A 19006-nucleotide genomic window follows, 5' to 3' on the forward strand; every position below is an offset into this window, starting at 1 on the left:
CACCGATCTTGCACCCCGGACGGTGCGGAGCGCCGATCTTGCACCCCGGACAGTGCGGAGCATCGATCTTGTTCCCCGGACGGTGCGGAGCGCCGATCCGGGGCTGGTGTCATCCTTCGAACACCGCCGCCGCCGGTGTTCGCGAGAGCGACCGGTCCCGGCTTTCGCCTTCGGCTCGGCCGGGAAACACCGGCAATCGTGGGTTTTTCACACACCTTCGGCCGTCACCATCACAGCAGTGACGGCGGCAAGCCGTCCGCCGCGACTCCCAGATAGCCGAGAATGGTCGGGGCGATGTGCGGGAGGGATGACGCCTCGGCGCGCTCCCGGCCGCGGCCGCTGCCGTCGTCGACAATGAGGAAGGGGGCCGTCTCGCGGGCGCCGAGGCCGCCATGCTGGGCGAAGCCGCCGCCGGCGTCGCTCTCCGGGCCGTCAATGGCCTCATAGCGCTGGCCGGGGACGCCGTGGCCGTTGTCCCGGTCCAGCCGCGCCATGTCGAGGGCGAAGGTCAGGCCGTATTCGCGCCGGGCGCCGAGCGCCTCCAGCGCGTCGCCCTCGATCACCGCGCCGACCCAGGCCGCGGCTTGCAGGAAGGCGCGCAGGGCCGGCACCCGCGCCTCGGAGTCCGGGGCGACATAGACCAGGGCGCTGGTGCCCTGGCAGGCGACCGCCACGTCGCCGCTGTCCGGGCTGTCCTTCAGGCCCGCCTCCACCAGCCGCCGGGCCACGTGCACGCGGGGGCCGATGCTCTCCATGCCGTGGTCGGAGCCGACCAGGACCAGCACCGCCTCGCCCTCGGCCCGCAGGCGCTCGACCGTGGCGGCGATCCGGCCCGCATGCCGGTCGGCGGCGGCGAGCGCGGCGCGGTGGTCCGGCCCCAGCAGCGGCCGGCCATGGCCGGTCTTGTCGGGGGAGCATTGCCAGCAGATGGCGAGACGCGGGCGGCGTCGGGTCAGCACCTCGTCGCAGAAGCGCGCGACCATGACGGCATCGCCCTGCGCGTCGGAGGCGACGGCGAGGGCGTCCGCGCCGGTGATCGGCACGCCGCCCGGCCCGAAACTGCCGGCGCGGTGATAGACATGGCCGTGATGGTCCGGGTCGAGGAAATAGGCCGCGCCGGGCGAGACGTTGGAGAAGGCGATGGCGTCGCCGCCCAGGCGCTCCGCCAGGGTCGGCACGCGCAGGGTGCGGCCGGTGGCGCGGCGCATGTGGTCGCGGAAGTCCGGCAGGCCGGCGTCGCGCACCTCCAGCCGGCCGTCGACCAGAAAGCCCATGCGATTGCCGTGCAGGCCGTGACGGCCCGGCTGGTGCCCGGTCGCGACCGAGGCGGCGGAGGCGCGGGTCACGCTCGGGAACACGGCGCGGTGATCGGCGCACCAGAGGCCGTGCTGGCGCAACGCCCAGAGATTCGGCGTCCATTCCGGCGAGACCCACTCGCGGGAGAGGCCGTCGCACATCAGCAGCACGGCACGGCGTGTGCGGAGGGGCATGGGCTCAGGCCTCCCGGATCCGGTTCAGGATCACGTCGAAGGCGTCGTAATTGCGCAGCTTGTCCGGCCAGGCGATGAGCGGGTGCGAGGAGACCATGGGCACCGGTTGTTCGTGCAGGCCGCCATGGCTGCGCAACGGCCGGGTCAGGGCGGAGAGGTCATGCTCCTCCTCGCGCGTGCCCAGCACCGCGTCGCGGCGGGCGAGCACGCAGAGGTCGCCGATACGGTCGCGGGGCAGGTCCAACACCTCGCTGGCCTCGTCGGCGGTGATGACCAATTCCACCGTCGGCAGGTCGCGCAGCATGACGGCAACGGATTCCACATTGTCGGTCGCCGGCACATAGACGGTGGCGAAACTGCCCAGCGCGCCGTGATGCACCACATACGGGTCGGTGATCGGCAGGATCACCATGGCCCCCGGCGCGAACCGGTCCAGGAAATCCTGGAGATAGGCGACATTGGGCCGTCCGTCCGGCAGGTGCTTGGCGTTCATGCCGTGGTCGGCCGTCAGCACCACGTGCGCGCCGGCATTCGCCAGCGTCTGGCAATAGCCGTCCACCATCTCGGTAAAGTCCAGCGCACCCTCTTCCTCCGGCGCGTACAGGTGTTGGATGTAGTCGGTGGTGGAGAGGTACATCAGGTCGGGCCTGTGGCTCTCCAGCAAGGCGAGGCCGGCGGCAAAGACCGCCGCGCTGACCTCCGCCGAATAGACGCTGGGAATGTCGAAGGCGATCGGTGCCTTGTCGATGCCGTGCTCGGCCCGCGTCACGTCCGCCGCGAATTCGGTCGAGAAGCAGATGGCGGTTGCCGGGTCCAGGCCGTGGCCCAGCAGGCGGCGCAGCTTGTCCTTGGCGGTGATGACGACGACACTGGCCCCGGCCCGGCTGAATTCCGCCAGGATAGAGGGCGCGCGGAGAAAGCCGGGGTCGTTCATCATCACCGGCTCGCCCGAGCGCGGCTCCAGAAAGAAATTCCCGGCAATGCCGTGCACGGCCGGCGGTTGGCCCGTGACGATGGAGCAGTTGTTCGGGTTGGTGAAGCTGGGCATGGCGCCCTTGCAGAGCCGCAGGCGCCCTTCCGCGCGGGCCCGGGCGAAGAAGGGCGCGCGACCGGCCGCCTCCGCCGCTTCGAGATAGGCCATGTCGAGGCCGTCGGCGCAGATCACCACGCTCGGCACCGCGGGCCAGGCATAGGGGCGGTCGTTGACTTCCAGCGTCTTGCTCACCGTGGCTGTCCTTCCCGTGCGATTCGTCCGGGATATGATGGTTCGGGGCGCGGCGGTTGGCGCTTCCGCCTAAACATCCTCGATCGCGATCACCCGCGCCGGCGCGCCATCCGAGGTGGGCAGCTTGACCGGCAGGCCGATCACCTCCGGCCGGGCGGTGCGGATCTGGTGCATGTTGCAGAGATACTCGAACATGATGACGCCGTGGCGCAGCAACTCCCAGTGGGTGACATGGTCCTCCGCCGTCGCACGGCCATCGCCGGTCAGGAAGTTGCGGATGCAGTAATCCTGCGGGAAGTCGTAGCCGATGGCCTTGATGCCGCGTTCGCGCAGCCAGACCGCGGCCTCGCGCGTCATGTAGGGGGCGGTGGCCCAGAAATCCGGCGTGGCGATATCGGCCTTCAGGTCCCAGGCATTGCGCAGCAGCACGAAATCGCCCGGTTGCACGTGCGCGCCGGCCCGGGCGACGATCGCCTCGGTCACCGGCTCGTTCGGGCCGACGTCCGAGATATCCACGACCGCGCCGGCGCCGCAGGTCATGTCGAGCGTGATATGGTCGGTGGTGAAGCCGTCGGCGACGAAGTGCTTCGGCGCGTCCATGTGGGTGAAGCCGTGCACGATCCACCCGGCCCAGGTGGCCTGCACATGGTCGCCGGCCTCGTGGCTTTTCAAGAGCCTGCGTTCCACCGGCCAGCGGAAATGGTTCTCGACAACGGGGGTGGACAGATCGATATGGCGCCGCACGGGGGCAGGGTCCTTCGCTGGTGCTCTTGATGGTTGCCACCTTGCAGCCCCGGCCCGCTTGCGGCAAGAGTGGAGGTGCCGTTTCAACCCCGACCGGAGACCCATTGCCGATGAAAGCCTGGCAGGTTCAAGACTGGTGCGCCGCCCGCGCCATGCAACTCACCGAAATGCCGGTGCCGGAACCGGGGCCGGGCCAGGCCCTCGTGAAGGTGCACACGGCGGCGCTCAACTTCTTCGACAATCTGATGATCGGCGGCAAATACCAGGTGAAGCCGCCCCGCCCCTTCACCCCCGGCTGCGAGATCGCGGGCGAGGTGGTGGCGGCCGGACCCGGCAGCGACTTCCGGCCGGGCGACCGGGTCGCCTCGCAACCGGATTGGGGCGCGTTCGCGGAATACTGCCTGGTGAGGAACGCCCCCACCAACCGGGTGCCGGACGGCGTGCCGCTGGAGCAGGCGGCGGCGATCCCGGTGGTCTATCCGACCGCGCACATCGCCTTGCAACGGCGCGGCCAGTTGCGGGAAGGGGAGTTCGTGCTGGTCTCGGCCGCGGCCGGCGGCGTCGGCCTGGCGGCGATCCAGCTGGCCAAGGCCTGGGGTGGCCGGCCGATCGCGCTGGCGGGCTCGGAGGAAAAGCGCCGGGTCTGCCTGGAGAACGGCGCGGAACTGGCGCTGGACTACAGCGATGATGCCTGGATCGACGCGGTGCGCGAGCACACCGGCGGCAAGGGCTTCGACCTGTTGTTCGATCCCGTCGGCGGCGAGACCTTCGACCGGGCGCTGAAGGTGATCGCGTTCGAGGGCCGGGCGGTAATCATCGGCTTTGCCGGCGGTGCGATCCAGCAGATCGCCTCGAACCGGCTGTTGCTGAAGAATGCCAGCGCCGTCGGCGCGATCTGGGGCCGCTACCTGACCGAGGACCCGGCGTTTGCGCACGAGGTGGTGGCCGACTGCTTCCGCCTGCTGGCCGCAGGCAAGATCGCGCCCTGCGTCTGGCGCACCTACGGTCTGGACGAGGTGCCGGCGGCGCTGGAGGCGCTGGACACCCGCAAGACCTATGGCAAGGTCATGGTGCGGGTGGGGGACTGACCGGGCACCCCTCGGCATGACGGGGAGGCGGTTGTTTCCCGGCCGCCGCGGAGCGGGGGCCGGGATCGGTCGCTCTTGCGAACACCCAAGCCGGCGGTGTTCGAAGAATGACACCGGCCCCGGATGGCGGCTCCGCCACCTCCGGGGAACAGGGGCGCTCCGCCACCTCCGGGGAACAGGGGCGGTGGGGGCGCCTACAGCGTCAGATACTGGTCCAGCACTTCCTGGTTGGCGCGCAGGTCGGCAGGGGTGCCGGAGTATTTGATCTCGCCCTTTTCCATGATGTGGCAGTAGTCGGAGAGGTAGAGCACGAAGCCCAGATTCTGCTCCGCCAGCACGATGGAAATGCCTGTCTCCTTCAGCATTTTCACCTGTTCGCGCAGGTTCTCGACCACCCGCGGCGCCAGCCCCTCCGACGGTTCGTCGAGCAGGATCAGGCGCGGATTGCCCATCAGGCAGCGGGCTATGGTCAGCATTTGCTGCTGGCCGCCGGAGAGCACGCCGCCGGCGCGCTTCTGGATCTCTCGCAGGTCGGGGAACAGTTCGAACACCCGGTTCTCGTCCCAGCCCTCCTTGCCGCCGGCGGCGGGGCGGCGGGCGATGTCGAGATTCTCCCAGACGCTGAGGTCGGGAAAAATCCGCCGCTCCTCCGGCACGAAGCCGATGCCCAGTTTCGAGATGCGGTGGGCGGGCAGGCCGGTGATGTCCCGGCCCTCGAACCGCACCATGCCACGCCTGGGCGGCGTCAGGCCCATGATCGAGCGCATGGTGGTGGTCTTGCCGACGCCGTTGCGGCCGATCAGCGAGACGATCTGGCCGGGTTCGACCGTGAACGACACTCCGAACAGCACCTGGCTGAGGCCGTAGGAGGTGTGGATGCCGTCCACTTCAAGCTGGGGGTTAGGCATCGAGGGACTCTCCCAAATAAACGCGGCGGACTTCCGGGTCGTTGCGCACTTCGTCCGGCAGGCCGGAAGCGATGATCTCGCCATGGTGCAACACGCTGATGCGGTCGGAAATGCCGAACACCACCCCCATGTCGTGCTCGGTGAACAACAGGGTCAGGCCGCGTTCCCGGGTGATGCGGTCGACCAGGGCGATGGCCTCGTCGGTTTCCTGCGGGCTCATGCCGGCGGTGGGTTCGTCCAGCAGCAGCACGCGCGGGTTTTCCGCCAGCGCGATGGCCAGTTCCAGTTGCTTTTGCTTGCCATAGGAGAGTTCGCCCGCCACCTCCGTCGCTTCCGCGTCGAGGCCGACCAGGTGCAACAGTTCGGCGGTCTCGTCGCGGTTTTGCGGCTCGCCGAGCGTGAACAGCTTGAAATGCTTGTGGTCGCGGGCGATCAGCGCCACCTGCACATTCTCGAACACGGTCATGCGCGGATAGATGTTGATGCGCTGGAACGAGCGGGCGAGGCCGAGCCGCACCACCTTGTGCGGCGCCAGGCCGGTGATGTCCCGGCCTTCGAACAGCACCCGGCCGGCGGATGGCGTCAGGTGGCCGGTGATCAGGTTGAAGAAGGTGGTCTTGCCGGCGCCGTTCGGGCCGATGATGGCGTGGCGCTCGCCCTCTTCCAACTGGAAGGAGACGTGGTTGGTGGCGATGAAGCCGCCGAAATCCTTCATCAGGTCCTTGGTTTCGAGGATGACAGCCATCAGTTCGACCCTCCCTGGCCGGCCAGCTTGCCTTTGACCTTCTGTGCCAGACCCACCAGGCCTTCCGGCAGGAACATCAGGATCACCAGCAGAATGCCGCCGAGGACGGTCGGCCAGTACTCGGTGTATTCGTTGGTGAAACGCTCCAGCAGATAGAGCGCGGCGGCGCCGATGGCGGGGCCGAAGAACGAGTACATGCCGCCCAGCAGCACCATGATCAGCACCTGGGCCGACTGGGTCCAGAAGGCGTTCTCCACGTACATGCCGCGGTTGTACATGGCGAAGATGGCGCCGGCGATGCCGGCAAAGGTGCCGGCGACGACGAAGGCGGTCCAGCGCATCTGCCGCGTGTTGACGCCGACAAAGCCGGCGCGCGTGCGGTTCTCGCGCACCGCTACCAGCACCTTGCCGAAGGCGGAGTGGCAGATCAGCCAGAGCACGGCCGTGGCCGCGGCGACGATGGCCAGGGTGAAGTAGAAAAAGCCGACCCGGTCGTCCAGGAAGGCCGGCACGGTGACGCCGACAAAGCCGTCGTCGCCATGGGTCACGTCGCGCCATTTGAAGGCGATGGCCCAGACCAGCATGGCGAAGGCCAGGGTCAGCATGGCGAAATAGATGTCGGTCAGCCGGGTGCAGAACCAGGCGACGAACATGGCCGCCAGCATGGCCAGAATCACCGCCGCCGGCATGCTGACCACCAGCGGCACCTGGTAGGTGGTCAGCAGGATGGCGTTGGCATAGCCGCCGATGGCGAAGTAGGCCGCGTGGCCGAACGAGACATTGCCGCTATAGCCGATCAGCACGTTCAGGCTGAGGGCGAACAGCACGAACACCAGGATTTCGGTCGCGAGGTCGATCAGATAGGCCTCGCCCAGGAACGGGATGGCGGCCAGAAGCAGGAGAACGATCAGGCAGGCGACCTGACCGGATTTGCTCATGGGGCTGGTCATGGGGGGCCTCCTAGCCCTGTTCCGGCTTGCCGAACAGGCCCCAGGGCCGGATCAGCAACACCACGAGCAACAGCAGATAGGCCAGCACGTCCTGTGAGTTCGGCAGGATGACCGAGCCGAAATTGAACACGAAGCCATAGATCATCGCGCCCAGGAACGAGCCCCACAGGCTGCCGAGGCCGCCGATGATGACGATGACGAAACACTCGACGATGATGAACACGTCCATGCCCGGCACCGGCGAGTTGAAGGGCGAGGCCAGCGCGCCGCCGACCCCGGCCAGGGCCGATCCGACCAGGAACACGCCCGTGTAGATCACCGGCACGTTGATGCCGAGGGCGGCCAGCATTTCCCGGTCCTGGGTGGCGGCGCGGGTCAGGCGGCCCCAGCGGGTGCGCTCGGTGAAGTACCAGAGCACCAGCAGAATCACCGGCCCGATCAGGCAGAGCACGAGGCGGTAGCTGGGATAGAAGGTGATGCCCAGATTCCAGGCGCCGCCCAGGCCCTCCGGATAGCTGACGCTGTACTGGTCGGTTCCCCACAAAACCTTGGCCACGTCGCCCATGATCAGCACGATGGCGAAGGTCAGCAGCAGCTGCATCAGGTGTTCCTTGTCGTACAGGAACTGAAACAGCGTGCGCTCCAGAAACACGGCGATCACGGCCAGGAACAGGGCCGCGGCCAGGACCGCCGGCCAGAAGCCCAGCCCCCAGGCCGCCGATACGGTATAGGCGGTGTAGGCGCCGAACATGAAGAAGGCGCCATGGGCGAAGTTGATGACGCGCAGGACGCCGAAGATCAGGGAGAGGCCGGCGGCGATGATGAAATAGTTCATCCCCATCGACAGGGAGTTCATAACCTGAATGAAGGCAAATGTCGGATTGCCTATCAGCATTTCCAGGCCTTGCATGGGCGAAGCGTCCTAGCGCAGGGCAGTGGGGGCGGTCAGCAAAAGACCCTCGACCGTAAGGCAGCCGAGGGCCTTGAGACCAAGGCTCGGCGGGCAGCGACGGCCGAAGCCATCGGCCCCGCCAAGAACGGCGTTACTCCGCGATCTCGGCCGGGATGTAGGTCACCGGGCTCATCACGCGATAGGCGAAGCCCTCTTTCTTGACCAGCGGTCCCCAGAACTGGCCGGTATTGGCCTGGTGGTCCTTGGGGTTGATGGTGCGCTGGCCGACCGGCGTATCGATGGACATGCCTTCCAGCGCGGCCGAAAGCGCATCCGGATCGGCCGACCCGGCCTTCTCGACGCCGGCGGCGACGAATTTCACGCCGATATAGGCCAGCACCGGCCACATGGCGGTTTCCTTGGTGCCGGAGCGCTTCGACAACTCGTCGTGGAAGGTCTTGTGCGCCGGGACGGTGTCGTCGTACCAGAGTTCGTAGGCGTTCGACCAGACATTGTCCGGATAATCGTCGCCCATCTTGCCGGTGATCTCATGGCTGGCGACTTCGCCGCCGGAGATGAATTTGATGGTGTTGAACAGGCCGAAGGGCTTGGCCTGCTGGGCGAAATTCACGAAGTGCGCGCCCCAGAGGCCGCTGGTGACCACGTCGCAACCCGCGCCCAGGATCTGGGTGATCTGGGCGTTGTAGTCGGTGGCACCCAGCTTGGCGCGCAGGTCCATGACCTTTTGCACCTCCGGCGCGTGCCGCTTCAGGCCGTCCTCGATCCCCTTGGCCAGGTCATAGCCATAGGCGTAGTCGAGCTGGATGTCGCACAGCTTCTTGCCGCCCACATTGTGGACGAGCTGGGCCATGGCGTCGCCTTCGAAATCCGTGTTCGACGCGGTGCGGAACACGTATTTGTGCAGCTTGGTCGTGGTCATCTGGATGGTTTTGGGAATGGTCGCGATGTAGACGACCCCTTCCTGCTTCGCCACTTCGCTGATGGCCAGGCCCACCGCGGACGACAGTCCGCCGACCAGCACGTCGACGCCTTCCTTGGTGATCAACTCCTTGGCCGCCGCCGCCGCCGCGGAGGGGTTCAGCTTGGTGTCGCGGGCGAAGGTCACGAGCTTGGCGCCGCCGACCCCGCCGGCCGCGTTGATCTCGTCCACGGCCATGTTGTGGCCTTCCATCGCCGGAACGCCGTAAATGGCGCCGCCACCGGACGTTGGATAGAGCACACCGATCTTGATGTCCTTCGCCTGCGCCTGAGCGCCGACGAGGATCGCAGCCGTCGCGGCCACGACCGAAAGCGTCTTAACCATCCTCACCTGATCCTCTTTTGATTAACGCCATTCGAGTGGCGTCCGTTGCAACTACGCGCATCATATTTTCAGGCCCGCCAATGAAGATCAAGCATCATCGACGATGCGCGGTCGCCGGCATTTGCGCTACTAAAGTAGCGATTGGGCCGGCGCCCTCCCCGCCCGCAGGGGGAGGCTTGCCGGATTCCCCTTTCCCCTGCCGCCCAAGCGTCGCCCATTCATGGTTTTCTGGCATGTTTATCAAGCCGGTCGACGATGTCTTCGAACACATCCTTGCTGGCATTTTTTCCAATAAAGCAGTCGAGATGCCCGTAATTGGGAATGACTCGCCGGGTGTATTCGTCTTTCATCTCGGGGTTATTCTTGCGCAGCCAGTTGTAGGTGCGCAATGTCGTGTCCGGGGTGAATTCCTCGTTGATGGCGCCGGAGATAAAGTGAATCGGCAGTTGCAGACGCTCCGGATGCGGCAGGTAGAGATTTTCGCCCTTTGCCGTCACCGCCTCCCCCTTGCGTAGGATCGTCGCCAGTTGATTGAACGGCGTTGTCGAGATGTTGCCGAAGATTGTCTGGATCGCATCGTGCGTCGCTTCATTCAACTGGGCGTGCACATAAGCCGGGCCGTAAATGGAGAAGGCGCGGTGACAGGTGGGGCTGTAGCAGGGAATTCCGTTGGGGAAGGGCGCCGGCCAGGTCAGAAGATCCAGGACCTGGTCTTGCGGGGAAACCGGCCCGGGCGTCCGCGGGCCGGAATTGGTGTCGATCGTCTTGCGGCCGGCGAAGAGCTGGGCCGCATCGGGGCCAACCAGACCGTCGAGCGCCAGCACCAGCTCTTTCGGCAGGCCGTGGACGATCAGGGAGCCGATATGGGTATCGGCTTTCATCTGGTTGAACCAGAAATTGACGGGATGGACCGTCAGTTGCGAGCAGACCGCAGAGCGCACCTTGCCCGTCGCCAGACGGCCGGACAGCAGCGACATTTGCAGCGACATCGAGCCCATGCAATGCGCGACCACCTGTAGGTTTTTCGCCCCCGTCATCGCCAGAACGTAATCGACGGCCGCCGGCCAGTCCTCCAGGGCAATGTCGTCGATATCGAAGGGCTTCAGACTGACCTCGCCCAGCGCCGGGCTGCCCCGGTAGTCGAACAGCCAGACGTCATACTTCGCCGCGCAAAGGCAATCGACCAGGTTTTTGTCCACCGTCTCAATCGCAAAGCACTGAGCCACATTGGCGAAACCGGGCGCCAAGATGACCGGCCCCCGGTCGCCGCCGTTGTAGCGGATCAGTTGCAGTTCGACATTCGGCGCAGAGAAAAACCGGTAGCATTCGGATCGGACGTCATCCCGATACCGCAAGGGTGCCCCGTTGGCGGCGGGCATGGGGATGACCTTGCCGGCCAGGAAATCCTGGCGCGGAAAGTCGTTGAGATAGGAAAGCATGCCGCCATAGGTTCGGAAAATCAGGTTGGCGAAAAAGGCGGCGAATTCGAACTGGAAGTGGCGCATGGCAGCCGAGGCGATCTTCTTGGGCAGGGGAGACTGCCGGCCCGGCTTCAGCATGAGATCGACGGTTTTCAGAAGGAATTGATGACGAATTTCGGGCTTCTTCAGGTCCGTGTGGAGAATGCCCCAGCGGACACCGCCGTATCCTTTGGGGTAGGGGACCATATCCAGGAACAATTTCTTGTAAATGGAGGCGCCGTCATATGTTTTCAGCGTTCTGCAGAATTTCGACTCAAGCGTCTGCATTTGATTCAGAAAATCCTGAATCCCAAGGCGAATAACGCCTCTGGCGACGATTTGGGAAGGATCTTCGTCCTTGGCGATGTCGACATAAAGCGTTGTCAGATCGCCCCACCAGTTGGAGTCGGGCCGACGCTTCAGGGTTTTTGTTCCGGTAAACCGATAGTCTGCGCTCTTGCCTGCGACCGGGTTCCTTGGCTTGAGCTTGCCTGCGTAGATCATCTGCCAGGCTTCGACCGTCGCGGCGTCTTTTTTCAAGAGGCGGAAACTGCCATCCGTGACGGCAAACGCGACCGCCTCTTCTTGCGGCGCCTGCTTCCACTTCACGCTCCCCGACAACAGGGCCTTGTGGTCGGGGTTGGCGAGGAGTTGGCGCACACTGTCCGCGCGCACGCGGAAATCCGCCTCCAGGGATAGACCTTGGCTTTCCCCGACCCGTGCGGCCACCGCAAACGGATCGGATATGGCGGAGGTCGTCCCGCCGCCAGGCGCGGCGACAAAGCCGGTCATCGTTTCGGAGAAACTCAGATTGGGCGAGAAGTCGCCGAATGCCTTTTCGAGCACAGCGATGACGGCAGCGTAATCGTATGGTTCGGTGCGGATCGTATCGAGGACGCAATCCAAAATTTCCATCACGTCCCTGATGGATGGTCTGATATCCCTGGTCAATTCATCGGAGTGTTCGAGATAAAACCAAAAATCGTAGTTCTCATCCTTACTGATGGGGATTTTGAATGTCTTTCTGGCCCGTTCGATGGTGTGATAAATCGTGTTCGCGGCTTCCGTATAGTCCGCATTGTCGATTTTGTTGCCGAGATCCTTTAGCCAATCCTTCACCGCTGTCAGCAGTTGGACCGCTTCCGTCCATTCATCGGTACCGTCCGATAGGGGCGCGGCCTCTGGTGAAACGGCCGGAGGGAGGGGCTGCGGTCGGCGCTCCGCGCCGGGCTTCCGTCCCACCCTGTCGAGCAATCGCTCCATCGCCCGTTCGGCGACGGCGGAGATCGTCAGCAACGGATTGAGCCCCAACGATGTCGGCATGACCGAGCCGTCGCAGACCAGCAACCCGTCGTATACCGCGGTCCCGCCCGCATCGTCGGTTGAGGGCCTGAACACCTCGCAGTCCGCATTGACCACGCCGGCAGCCGACGTTTCGCCCATGCAGCACCCGCCGACCGGATGGACGGTGATCAGCCGGTTGCCGAAATTGGGATGCCAGAGCGGGCTCGGCAGGGAATTCGCCCAGATGCCATCGGCCGCGTCTCGCAACAGGGCGTTATCGCGCTCGTAAGGAAACTCTCGCCCGACCCCCGGCCAATCGACCCGCACCGTGTCGGTGGTTTCGTCGAGGACGATTTTGCCGCCGGAGCTGTCATGCGACATCAGCAGGAAAGATTGCGTCCGGCTCATCGCGCCATGATAACTCGCTTCGGATAGCCCGGTGCCGGACAGGAGGGCGGTGCCCAGGTCCTTCGCGTCCTGCAATCGCAGGGCGATATCCGGAAAACGGGTCAGCTGGCCGTGCAGGGCCTCCGACAGGAAGAACATCGCGGGATAGATCGGCGAGAGCGCCCCGGGGGCGACCCCCTCTTCGATGACGGCGGCTTGCTCGACCGGGGCATCCGCTGCCATATCCACCTCGATCACCCCGGTGATGCAGGGGCCGGGCCGGAATTCGGGGCCGCTGTCGCGCTTGAGCGGGTATTCCGCGCCCGCGCCGATACCCCAGACAGGCTGCCGCTCGCCGGCGCTGCCGCCGCGGGACCCCCGATCCCAATCGGCATCGAAGCCAAAGCTGAGAACATCGCCATTGCCGGAAAAGCGCTCGCCCAGTTGCCGGGAAAGCGCCAGCCCCTTTGCTTGCGACCGCAGCAGGATTTCGGTGGATCCGAGGGTTCCGGCCGCCACCACGACGATATCGGCACGGAGCAGCCTCCGCACGTTCCGATCCGCTTCATCCCGGCGGTTCCCGGCGGACATGTCTTTGACATGGATGACCCATTTCGCTTCCCCATCGGTCCCCCGCGCAAGATGATCGACGGCCGCTTCCGTGACGATGCGGGCGCCATGGGCGTGCGCGTAGGGCAGGTAGTTCATGAGGGTGGTGTTCTTGGCGCCGTAGTTGCAGCCGGCGCAGCAATCGCCGCACATGGTGCAGGCTTTCTGCTCCACCCCGGCCGCGTTGCGCCCGTCCTTGAAGGTGACGTTGATCGGCGCCCTTTTGCACGGTTGGCCGATCGCGCCCGCCGACACGTACAAGGCTTTCAGCTTGTTCGGGTTGTATTCTTGCGGCAGCGTAACGGTGCCGAGCATTTTCCGTGCGCGCGTGTAATAGGCGTCCAGAACCCCGTCCTTGCGATAGGCGGATGGCCAGTGGTACTGGCCGTCGGCATCCGTGCGGCAAAAGGTTTTGGGGTCGGTTTCCAACGCAACATTGGCGTTGATCAGCGAGGTGCCCCCCAGGCCGCAGCCTATGGCGACGTTCATATCGTCGTTGACGCGAAGGTCGAGCAGGCCGTTCGGAGTGTTTTTGGTAATCTTGCCAAATTTCGATGTGGTGACCTGGGTTTCCGCGAGCACGCCCGCCAGGTCGGTCGGATAATCGCCGGGCAGAATTTCGCGGCCCCGCTCCAGCAGGCAGACATTATGGCCGGCCTCCGCGAGCCGGGCCGCGGCGATGGCGCCGCCATAGCCCGAGCCGATGACGACAGCGTCGAACGCGGTGCGCTCCAACTGGCTCAGCGAGATGGAGATCGGGTTCATGTGGAACATTACAGGACACCCCCCGTCTTCTTGGCCTGTTCATCGGCGTATTCCGCCAGCCAGAGCACGAGTTGCTGGCGCAGCGCATAATCGTCCTCGACCGCCCGGGAGAAGGCGTCCCAGGCGGTTTGGTTGGTGGAAACCGCATGCCGCAACGCCGTCACCGCCGGGTTATCCTGCGGTGGTGTCGGGTCCGCGCTTGTGACGGCAACCGGTGACCGAACGCCGTTGACCGGCGGCGAAAACAATCGCAGCGTGGCCGTGTTCAGCTCGTCGTCGACGAACACGAGCGAGGCCGCCTCAACCGTGCTGAGCAGGCTGGTGTCCAGGATCCATCCGCCCGTATTGCAGACCGACACCGGGCGGGAAAATCCGTCCACCACCAGTTGATCCTCGAACGGCTTGTGCGTGTGGCCGAAAACGACGGCCGTTTCCATGTCCGTTGCCCCCGCGCCAAGCTCCGTCACCATTTGGGCGGCCACGGCCTCGGCCAGGTATCGTTTCAGACCGTCAATGGACGATTGCGACAAGGGCTGGGTGTAATTGTAGCGTTCCAATTGCGAAAACTTGCCGATGACCTGATCGACAATGCCCCTGATCAGAAGATCGATCGCCTGCCCCGCCATGCCGATTTTCGCAATGCCGGAATTGGCATCGACCCAGCGGTTCACAAGGCCCGCGATGCGACGCTCCAAACCGGCAACCGCGCTGCCTGTCAGCAGCAATTGGTAGACCGACGCCGCCTCCCGTCCGAGCGGCCCGGCATCGCCGATCGTCGACCAGCCGAAATCGATCCACGGGCCGTTGAACATTTCGAGATGGTCACAGGTTTGCGGTATCGCTTTTCCACTCAGCACGGCCTGGATATCCGACATCAGCCGGTACATCGGCTCAATGAAATGGCCATGATGGAAAACGATGGATTTGTCTCGATTGTTCTCCGTGTCCTTGGATGTATTTACCGTGGAAATTCCGTAATTGGGATAATAGAGTGCGGATGTAATTCCAATATCGGCGAGATATGTGTTCAATACCCGCGACTGCGGCGCCTGGCTTGTCGGGGCGAACGCGGGGGAGACGTGCGAAAAACCGTCGTCCGGAAACCGTTCGTTGTCGAAGCGCTGTTCGGTCCACAACGCGTGGTCGTGATTGCCCGGGACCAGGATCATCCGGCTGGCCAGCACGGGCACCTCGGACACCGCAGGATCCGCTGACCAAACCGCCTTCAGGAACCCTTTCAGGACCGGAAAACAGCGGTCGGGAGGGGACAGCGACAGATCCAGGCCATCGCCCAGCAAGATCATCGTCGCCGGGGATTGCGCATGCCCTTGAGCCGGCATTGCGTTGAGACTCCGCACTGTCGAGCGGAAGGCGTCGGCGAATGTTCGGGTCGTGGCGGTGAGCGCCGTCGGGTCATCGGCACAGTCCGGCGTGCCGTCCGCCCGGCCGGTCCACAATTTCGGGTCCCTTAAGGGGGTGAGCAGGCTTGTAAGGGCGCCAGCGTGTAAATCGGAAATGCAAATATGCGTTATGTTCGGCATTGAAAATTCCCTTACCATTTTATGTCATTGGGAATGTTCGGTTATTATCCCCTGTGTATCGACTGTTACACCGGTGCGATATTTAGTATTATGGAAAGCCACCCACGCCCGGAAACATCGTTCAGGCATCCTTTTGCATTAGCAATCCCCATCAATACGCACCCGAAATTATAACCACACTTGCCAGAGCCGTCCATATCTGATGAGGTAATCCTTGACTGGGGAGTAGCCTGATCGTGCCGTCGGAACACACGAGCAGAGAACCGAACGCGGAATGGGGTTCGAGCGAGGCCGCTGCGCCCGGTCCGCGGCGCGCTCCGATCCCGAGCCTCGATGGACAGCAGCGCTGGGCTGCGGTGCTCTTTGCCGATCTCGAAAATTTCACCGGGATCACGGAACGCGTGGGCGCCGAAGTCACGTTCGCGTTGATCGGGGAGATCGTGCGCGCATCCCGGGATATCATCGACGCGCACAAAGGGTGCGCGGTCGAGTATGCGGGCGACAGCATTCTGGCATCCTTCGGAACGCCGGTTGCGGTCGAAAACGCATCGTTCGAGGCGTGCCGGGCGGCGCTCGAACTGCAACAGTATATGGCCAGGTCGGAAGACCGATTTCAGGCCCGTTACGATATCAGGCCGCGCCTGCGGATCGGTATTGCGGGCGGCGTCATCGTCACCAGCCTGAAAGGCCCGGATCCGCATTTCACCACCGGCGTTCCGGGGGGCGGCGTTCCGGGGGGTGGCGTTCCGGGGCCGGGCGTTCTGGGAAATGCGGTGAATCTGGCCTCGCGCCTTCAGCATTTGGCCGGTCCGGGAGAAGTGCTGTGCTCGGACACGGTGCGAGACCAGATTGAGGGCCTGGCAACACTGGTGTCCCTTGGCCACAAGACCATCAAGGGAGTGAAGGAGCCGGTGGAAGTCTTCCGGCTCGACAAGTTGCATCCCGATCGGACGGTGTTCCACGGCAGGGTCGCGCGCGGCAGCAAGACATTCTATGCGCGCGAAGCCGATCTCGCGCTGTTGCAGGCCTGGATGGCGGCGGCTCCGCCAGAGGCCGGGCCGGTGGATATTTCCGGACCGGCGGGCATCGGCAAGTCTCGTCTGGTGTTCGAAGGCTGCAGGGCGCCGTTGCCGGGGACAAGCCTGCTCATCGCCAACTGCAACAGCGACCTTCAGGATAAGCCGTTCGCCCCCTTGATCGAACTGATCCATTCGGGCGCGGCACAGCAATCCGGGTCCGCCGATCCGAAACTCGACTCCTATCTGGGAGGACTTCTCGGCAATTCGGAGCCGGGATTCGATCTTTTTCTGGAATTCGTGAAAAATTCGCACGTGACGCCCGAGTCCACCGATCACGGGGCGGGCGTTTATGTGCGAAATTTGATGTACAAGGTGTTGCTGGAACTGTGCCAGGACCCTGCGGTTATCGTCGTTCTGGAGGATATCCACTGGATCGATCGATTTACGGGCGAAATTCTGCAACGGCTGGTCGAAACCCATGGGCGAGGGGTCAAATTGCTTTGGACCCGCCGCAGTGAATATCGGCTCGGGTGGGCGGAAGACCGGACCGTCGCGCATTGGGCGCTCGGTCCCGTCCCGGCGGAGGAAGTTGGCGCCATCGTCGCCGACCTTCTGCAGGTGCCGGGAATTTCGGCCGAATTGCTGGCCTTCATTCTCGAAACAACCGAGGGCAATTTCCTGTTTCTGGAGGAGACGGTTCGCTACCTGAAGCACACCGGCCAGGTGGTCGTTGACGGGGATGGGGTGGCCTTCAATCGACGTGCGGAAACGCAAGCGACCGCGGGGAATTTGCAACACTTGATCCTCAGCCGTTACGACCAGCTCGACAGCTCGGCGAAGGCGCATGTGCTGGCGGCGGCCACAAGGGGACGGCAGTTTTCGGAACGGTTCCTGGCGCGGTGCTATGACGATGCGGGGGCCGCCAGTGCGGCGATTGCCGCGGCGTCGGAGGTGGGACTTATTGAGCCCGCAGGGGAGGGGGGCGTGCGCCGGTGGCGCTTCTCCCACGCGCTCTTCGGCATGGCCATCGAACAAAGCGCCCTTTCGGCCCAACGCAAGGACGTGCATGGCGTGGTCGCTCGCGCGCTGGATACGGAAGATGACCGGGCGATCTCCGAATATTCCGAGGAATTGGCGTATCATTACAAGGAATGCGGAGATGCGGGCAAAGCGGTCTTCTATCTTTGGAAGTCAGCCGAGAGGGTGTTCGGCATTTATGCGGTGGTAGAGGCCGATCATTACCTGTCGGACGCCTTCGCCCTGATCGACGCTCAACCGGATCTGGTCTCAGAGGACGCGTTCGGGGAAATGCTGGTTCTGTGGGGGCGCACGCTGGAGGTGTATGGCGATTTCCGCCGGCTGAACGCGATCATGAAGGCGCATCTGCCGCGGTTGCGGTCAGGCGGCCCCACCGGTTCCCTCGCGATGTGCATGACGCTCCAGGCGCTCGGACGCTCGTTCGCGGGCCAACACGGCATCGCCATCGGCTACGCCAATGAGGCGGTGGAGATGGCGAAGATCCTGAATGACAAACATAAGTTGTTATGGGCGAATGTCGCGACCATGGTGGCCTATCTCCATGCGGATCATTGGCCCAGGGAAAGAATTTTAGAGCTTTATCGTGATATACGCTCTAAAATTTATCAAAACGGTGACGAGCACTTGATATCGGTGTGCGATTTCTATGGGGCCTCCATTTATAGAATGAAGGGAGAGATTGCAGAAGCCGCAAACATATGCGCAAGTTTGGTTGATTACGGTCATGCCAATGCCAACGCACGCGCGATTTCGTTTGGCAGCAATGCCCTGCTGATGGTGCGGGCGCTCCAGGAAGACTGGCAGGGCTTCGCCGCAGCGGCTCGGGAGTCGTTCCGGTATTCGATACCGGACACCGGCGCGCGGCGCGTGGCGGCCATCTCGCTGTTGTTGGTCGATTATAGGGACGGACAGCCCGGCTGGAATGCCCGATGCCTGTTGCCCCATGCGGACAGGGCGCGGGAATTCGAAGATCAGGTGCTTGAGCATGTCTGTCGCGGTCGCCTGTTTGGCGGCTATTTGATCCGAACCGGCGAAGTCGCGAAAGGCTGGGCCGAACTGCAATCCTGCCAGTCGATGTTCGGCCGAAAGGGGATTGCGGAGGTCAATCTTCAGTCATTGTTTGATAGAGCATTGATATTGCTTTCTATTGCGGGAATCGAGCCGAAAGACGAGGGCGGGCCGAAACCAAAATTCGGCTTGCGGGATCTGGTCGCGATTGCGGTGTTGCGCATCGGCGCGGTGCGCCGCGCCGAGGGCTATCTCAACGCGTTCCTTGCCAAGTGCCCGGAGGAACGCGGCCATTATATCGCCCATGTCCATCTGCGGCTTGGCCTGATCGCGCGGGCGCGCAAGCACAGGGACAAGGCGCGCCACCACTTCCGCCTCAGCCATGCGCTGTTTTTGGAGCAGGATCTCACCAAACGCGCGGCGCAAGCGCTCGAATTTGCGCAGGCGGAAGCGTAGAGCGGCCGCGCTCGCGGATCGGCTGCAACAAGTCCCGGGCCGCTCGATGCCCGTCGCGCCCCGCAGGGGGCCA

General features: G+C 64.1%; 12 protein-coding genes. 2 read left to right on the forward strand and 10 right to left on the reverse strand.

Features of this window, described 5'->3' with window-relative positions; translation table 11 throughout:
- Nucleotides 1–230: 230 nt before the first annotated feature.
- The 3 genes from H6844_07295 to H6844_07305 form a co-directional block, all read right to left on the reverse strand.
- Complete coding sequence (locus H6844_07295; GenBank protein ID MCB9929201.1) at nucleotides 231–1490, reverse strand: alkaline phosphatase family protein; 1260 nt, start codon at nucleotides 1488–1490, stop codon at nucleotides 231–233.
- Between the two features lie 4 nt (nucleotides 1491–1494).
- On the reverse strand, nucleotides 1495–2715 hold the full coding sequence (gene phnA, locus H6844_07300; protein ID MCB9929202.1) for a phosphonoacetate hydrolase: 1221 nt from the start codon (nucleotides 2713–2715) through the stop codon (nucleotides 1495–1497).
- A gap of 69 nt (nucleotides 2716–2784) precedes the next feature.
- A complete protein-coding gene (locus H6844_07305; GenBank protein MCB9929203.1) occupies nucleotides 2785–3459 on the reverse strand; it encodes a cyclase family protein in 675 nt (224 codons plus the stop codon).
- 110 nt (nucleotides 3460–3569) lie between these two features.
- Here H6844_07305 and H6844_07310 point away from each other — a divergent pair, with 110 nt between their 5' ends.
- A complete protein-coding gene (locus H6844_07310; GenBank protein ID MCB9929204.1) occupies nucleotides 3570–4547 on the forward strand; it encodes an NADPH:quinone oxidoreductase family protein in 978 nt (325 codons plus the stop codon).
- Between the two features lie 194 nt (nucleotides 4548–4741).
- On the opposite strand, the gene H6844_07315 is transcribed toward H6844_07310, so the two are convergent.
- The 7 genes from H6844_07315 to H6844_07345 form a co-directional block, all read right to left on the reverse strand.
- Complete coding sequence (locus H6844_07315) at nucleotides 4742–5539, reverse strand: ABC transporter ATP-binding protein (GenBank protein MCB9929205.1); 798 nt, start codon at nucleotides 5537–5539, stop codon at nucleotides 4742–4744.
- Entirely contained in the window at nucleotides 5448–6200 is a 753-nt protein-coding gene (locus H6844_07320; protein ID MCB9929206.1) for an ABC transporter ATP-binding protein, read from the reverse strand. The genes H6844_07315 and H6844_07320 overlap by 92 nt, the downstream gene beginning before the upstream one ends.
- Nucleotides 6200–7150, reverse strand: a complete 951-nt coding sequence (locus H6844_07325) for a branched-chain amino acid ABC transporter permease (GenBank protein MCB9929207.1) — start codon at nucleotides 7148–7150, stop codon at nucleotides 6200–6202. The genes H6844_07320 and H6844_07325 overlap by 1 nt, the downstream gene beginning before the upstream one ends.
- A gap of 10 nt (nucleotides 7151–7160) precedes the next feature.
- A complete protein-coding gene (locus H6844_07330; protein MCB9929208.1) occupies nucleotides 7161–8060 on the reverse strand; it encodes a branched-chain amino acid ABC transporter permease in 900 nt (299 codons plus the stop codon).
- Between the two features lie 133 nt (nucleotides 8061–8193).
- Nucleotides 8194–9366, reverse strand: coding sequence for an ABC transporter substrate-binding protein (locus H6844_07335; protein MCB9929209.1), 1173 nt, complete (start codon nucleotides 9364–9366; stop codon nucleotides 8194–8196).
- A gap of 218 nt (nucleotides 9367–9584) precedes the next feature.
- Entirely contained in the window at nucleotides 9585–13880 is a 4296-nt protein-coding gene (locus tag H6844_07340) for an alpha/beta fold hydrolase (GenBank protein ID MCB9929210.1), read from the reverse strand.
- Nucleotides 13880–15412, reverse strand: coding sequence for a hypothetical protein (locus H6844_07345; GenBank protein ID MCB9929211.1), 1533 nt, complete (start codon nucleotides 15410–15412; stop codon nucleotides 13880–13882). Before H6844_07345 ends, H6844_07340 begins: the two co-directional genes overlap by 1 nt.
- 236 nt (nucleotides 15413–15648) lie before the next feature.
- Here H6844_07345 and H6844_07350 point away from each other — a divergent pair, with 236 nt between their 5' ends.
- Nucleotides 15649–18933: an AAA family ATPase gene (locus H6844_07350; protein ID MCB9929212.1), complete on the forward strand. Its 3285-nt coding sequence runs from the start codon at nucleotides 15649–15651 to the stop codon at nucleotides 18931–18933.
- The last annotated feature ends 73 nt before the right edge of the window (nucleotides 18934–19006 follow it).

The organism is Alphaproteobacteria bacterium (assembly GCA_020638555.1).
GTDB lineage: Bacteria > Pseudomonadota > Alphaproteobacteria > Bin95 > Bin95 > JACKII01.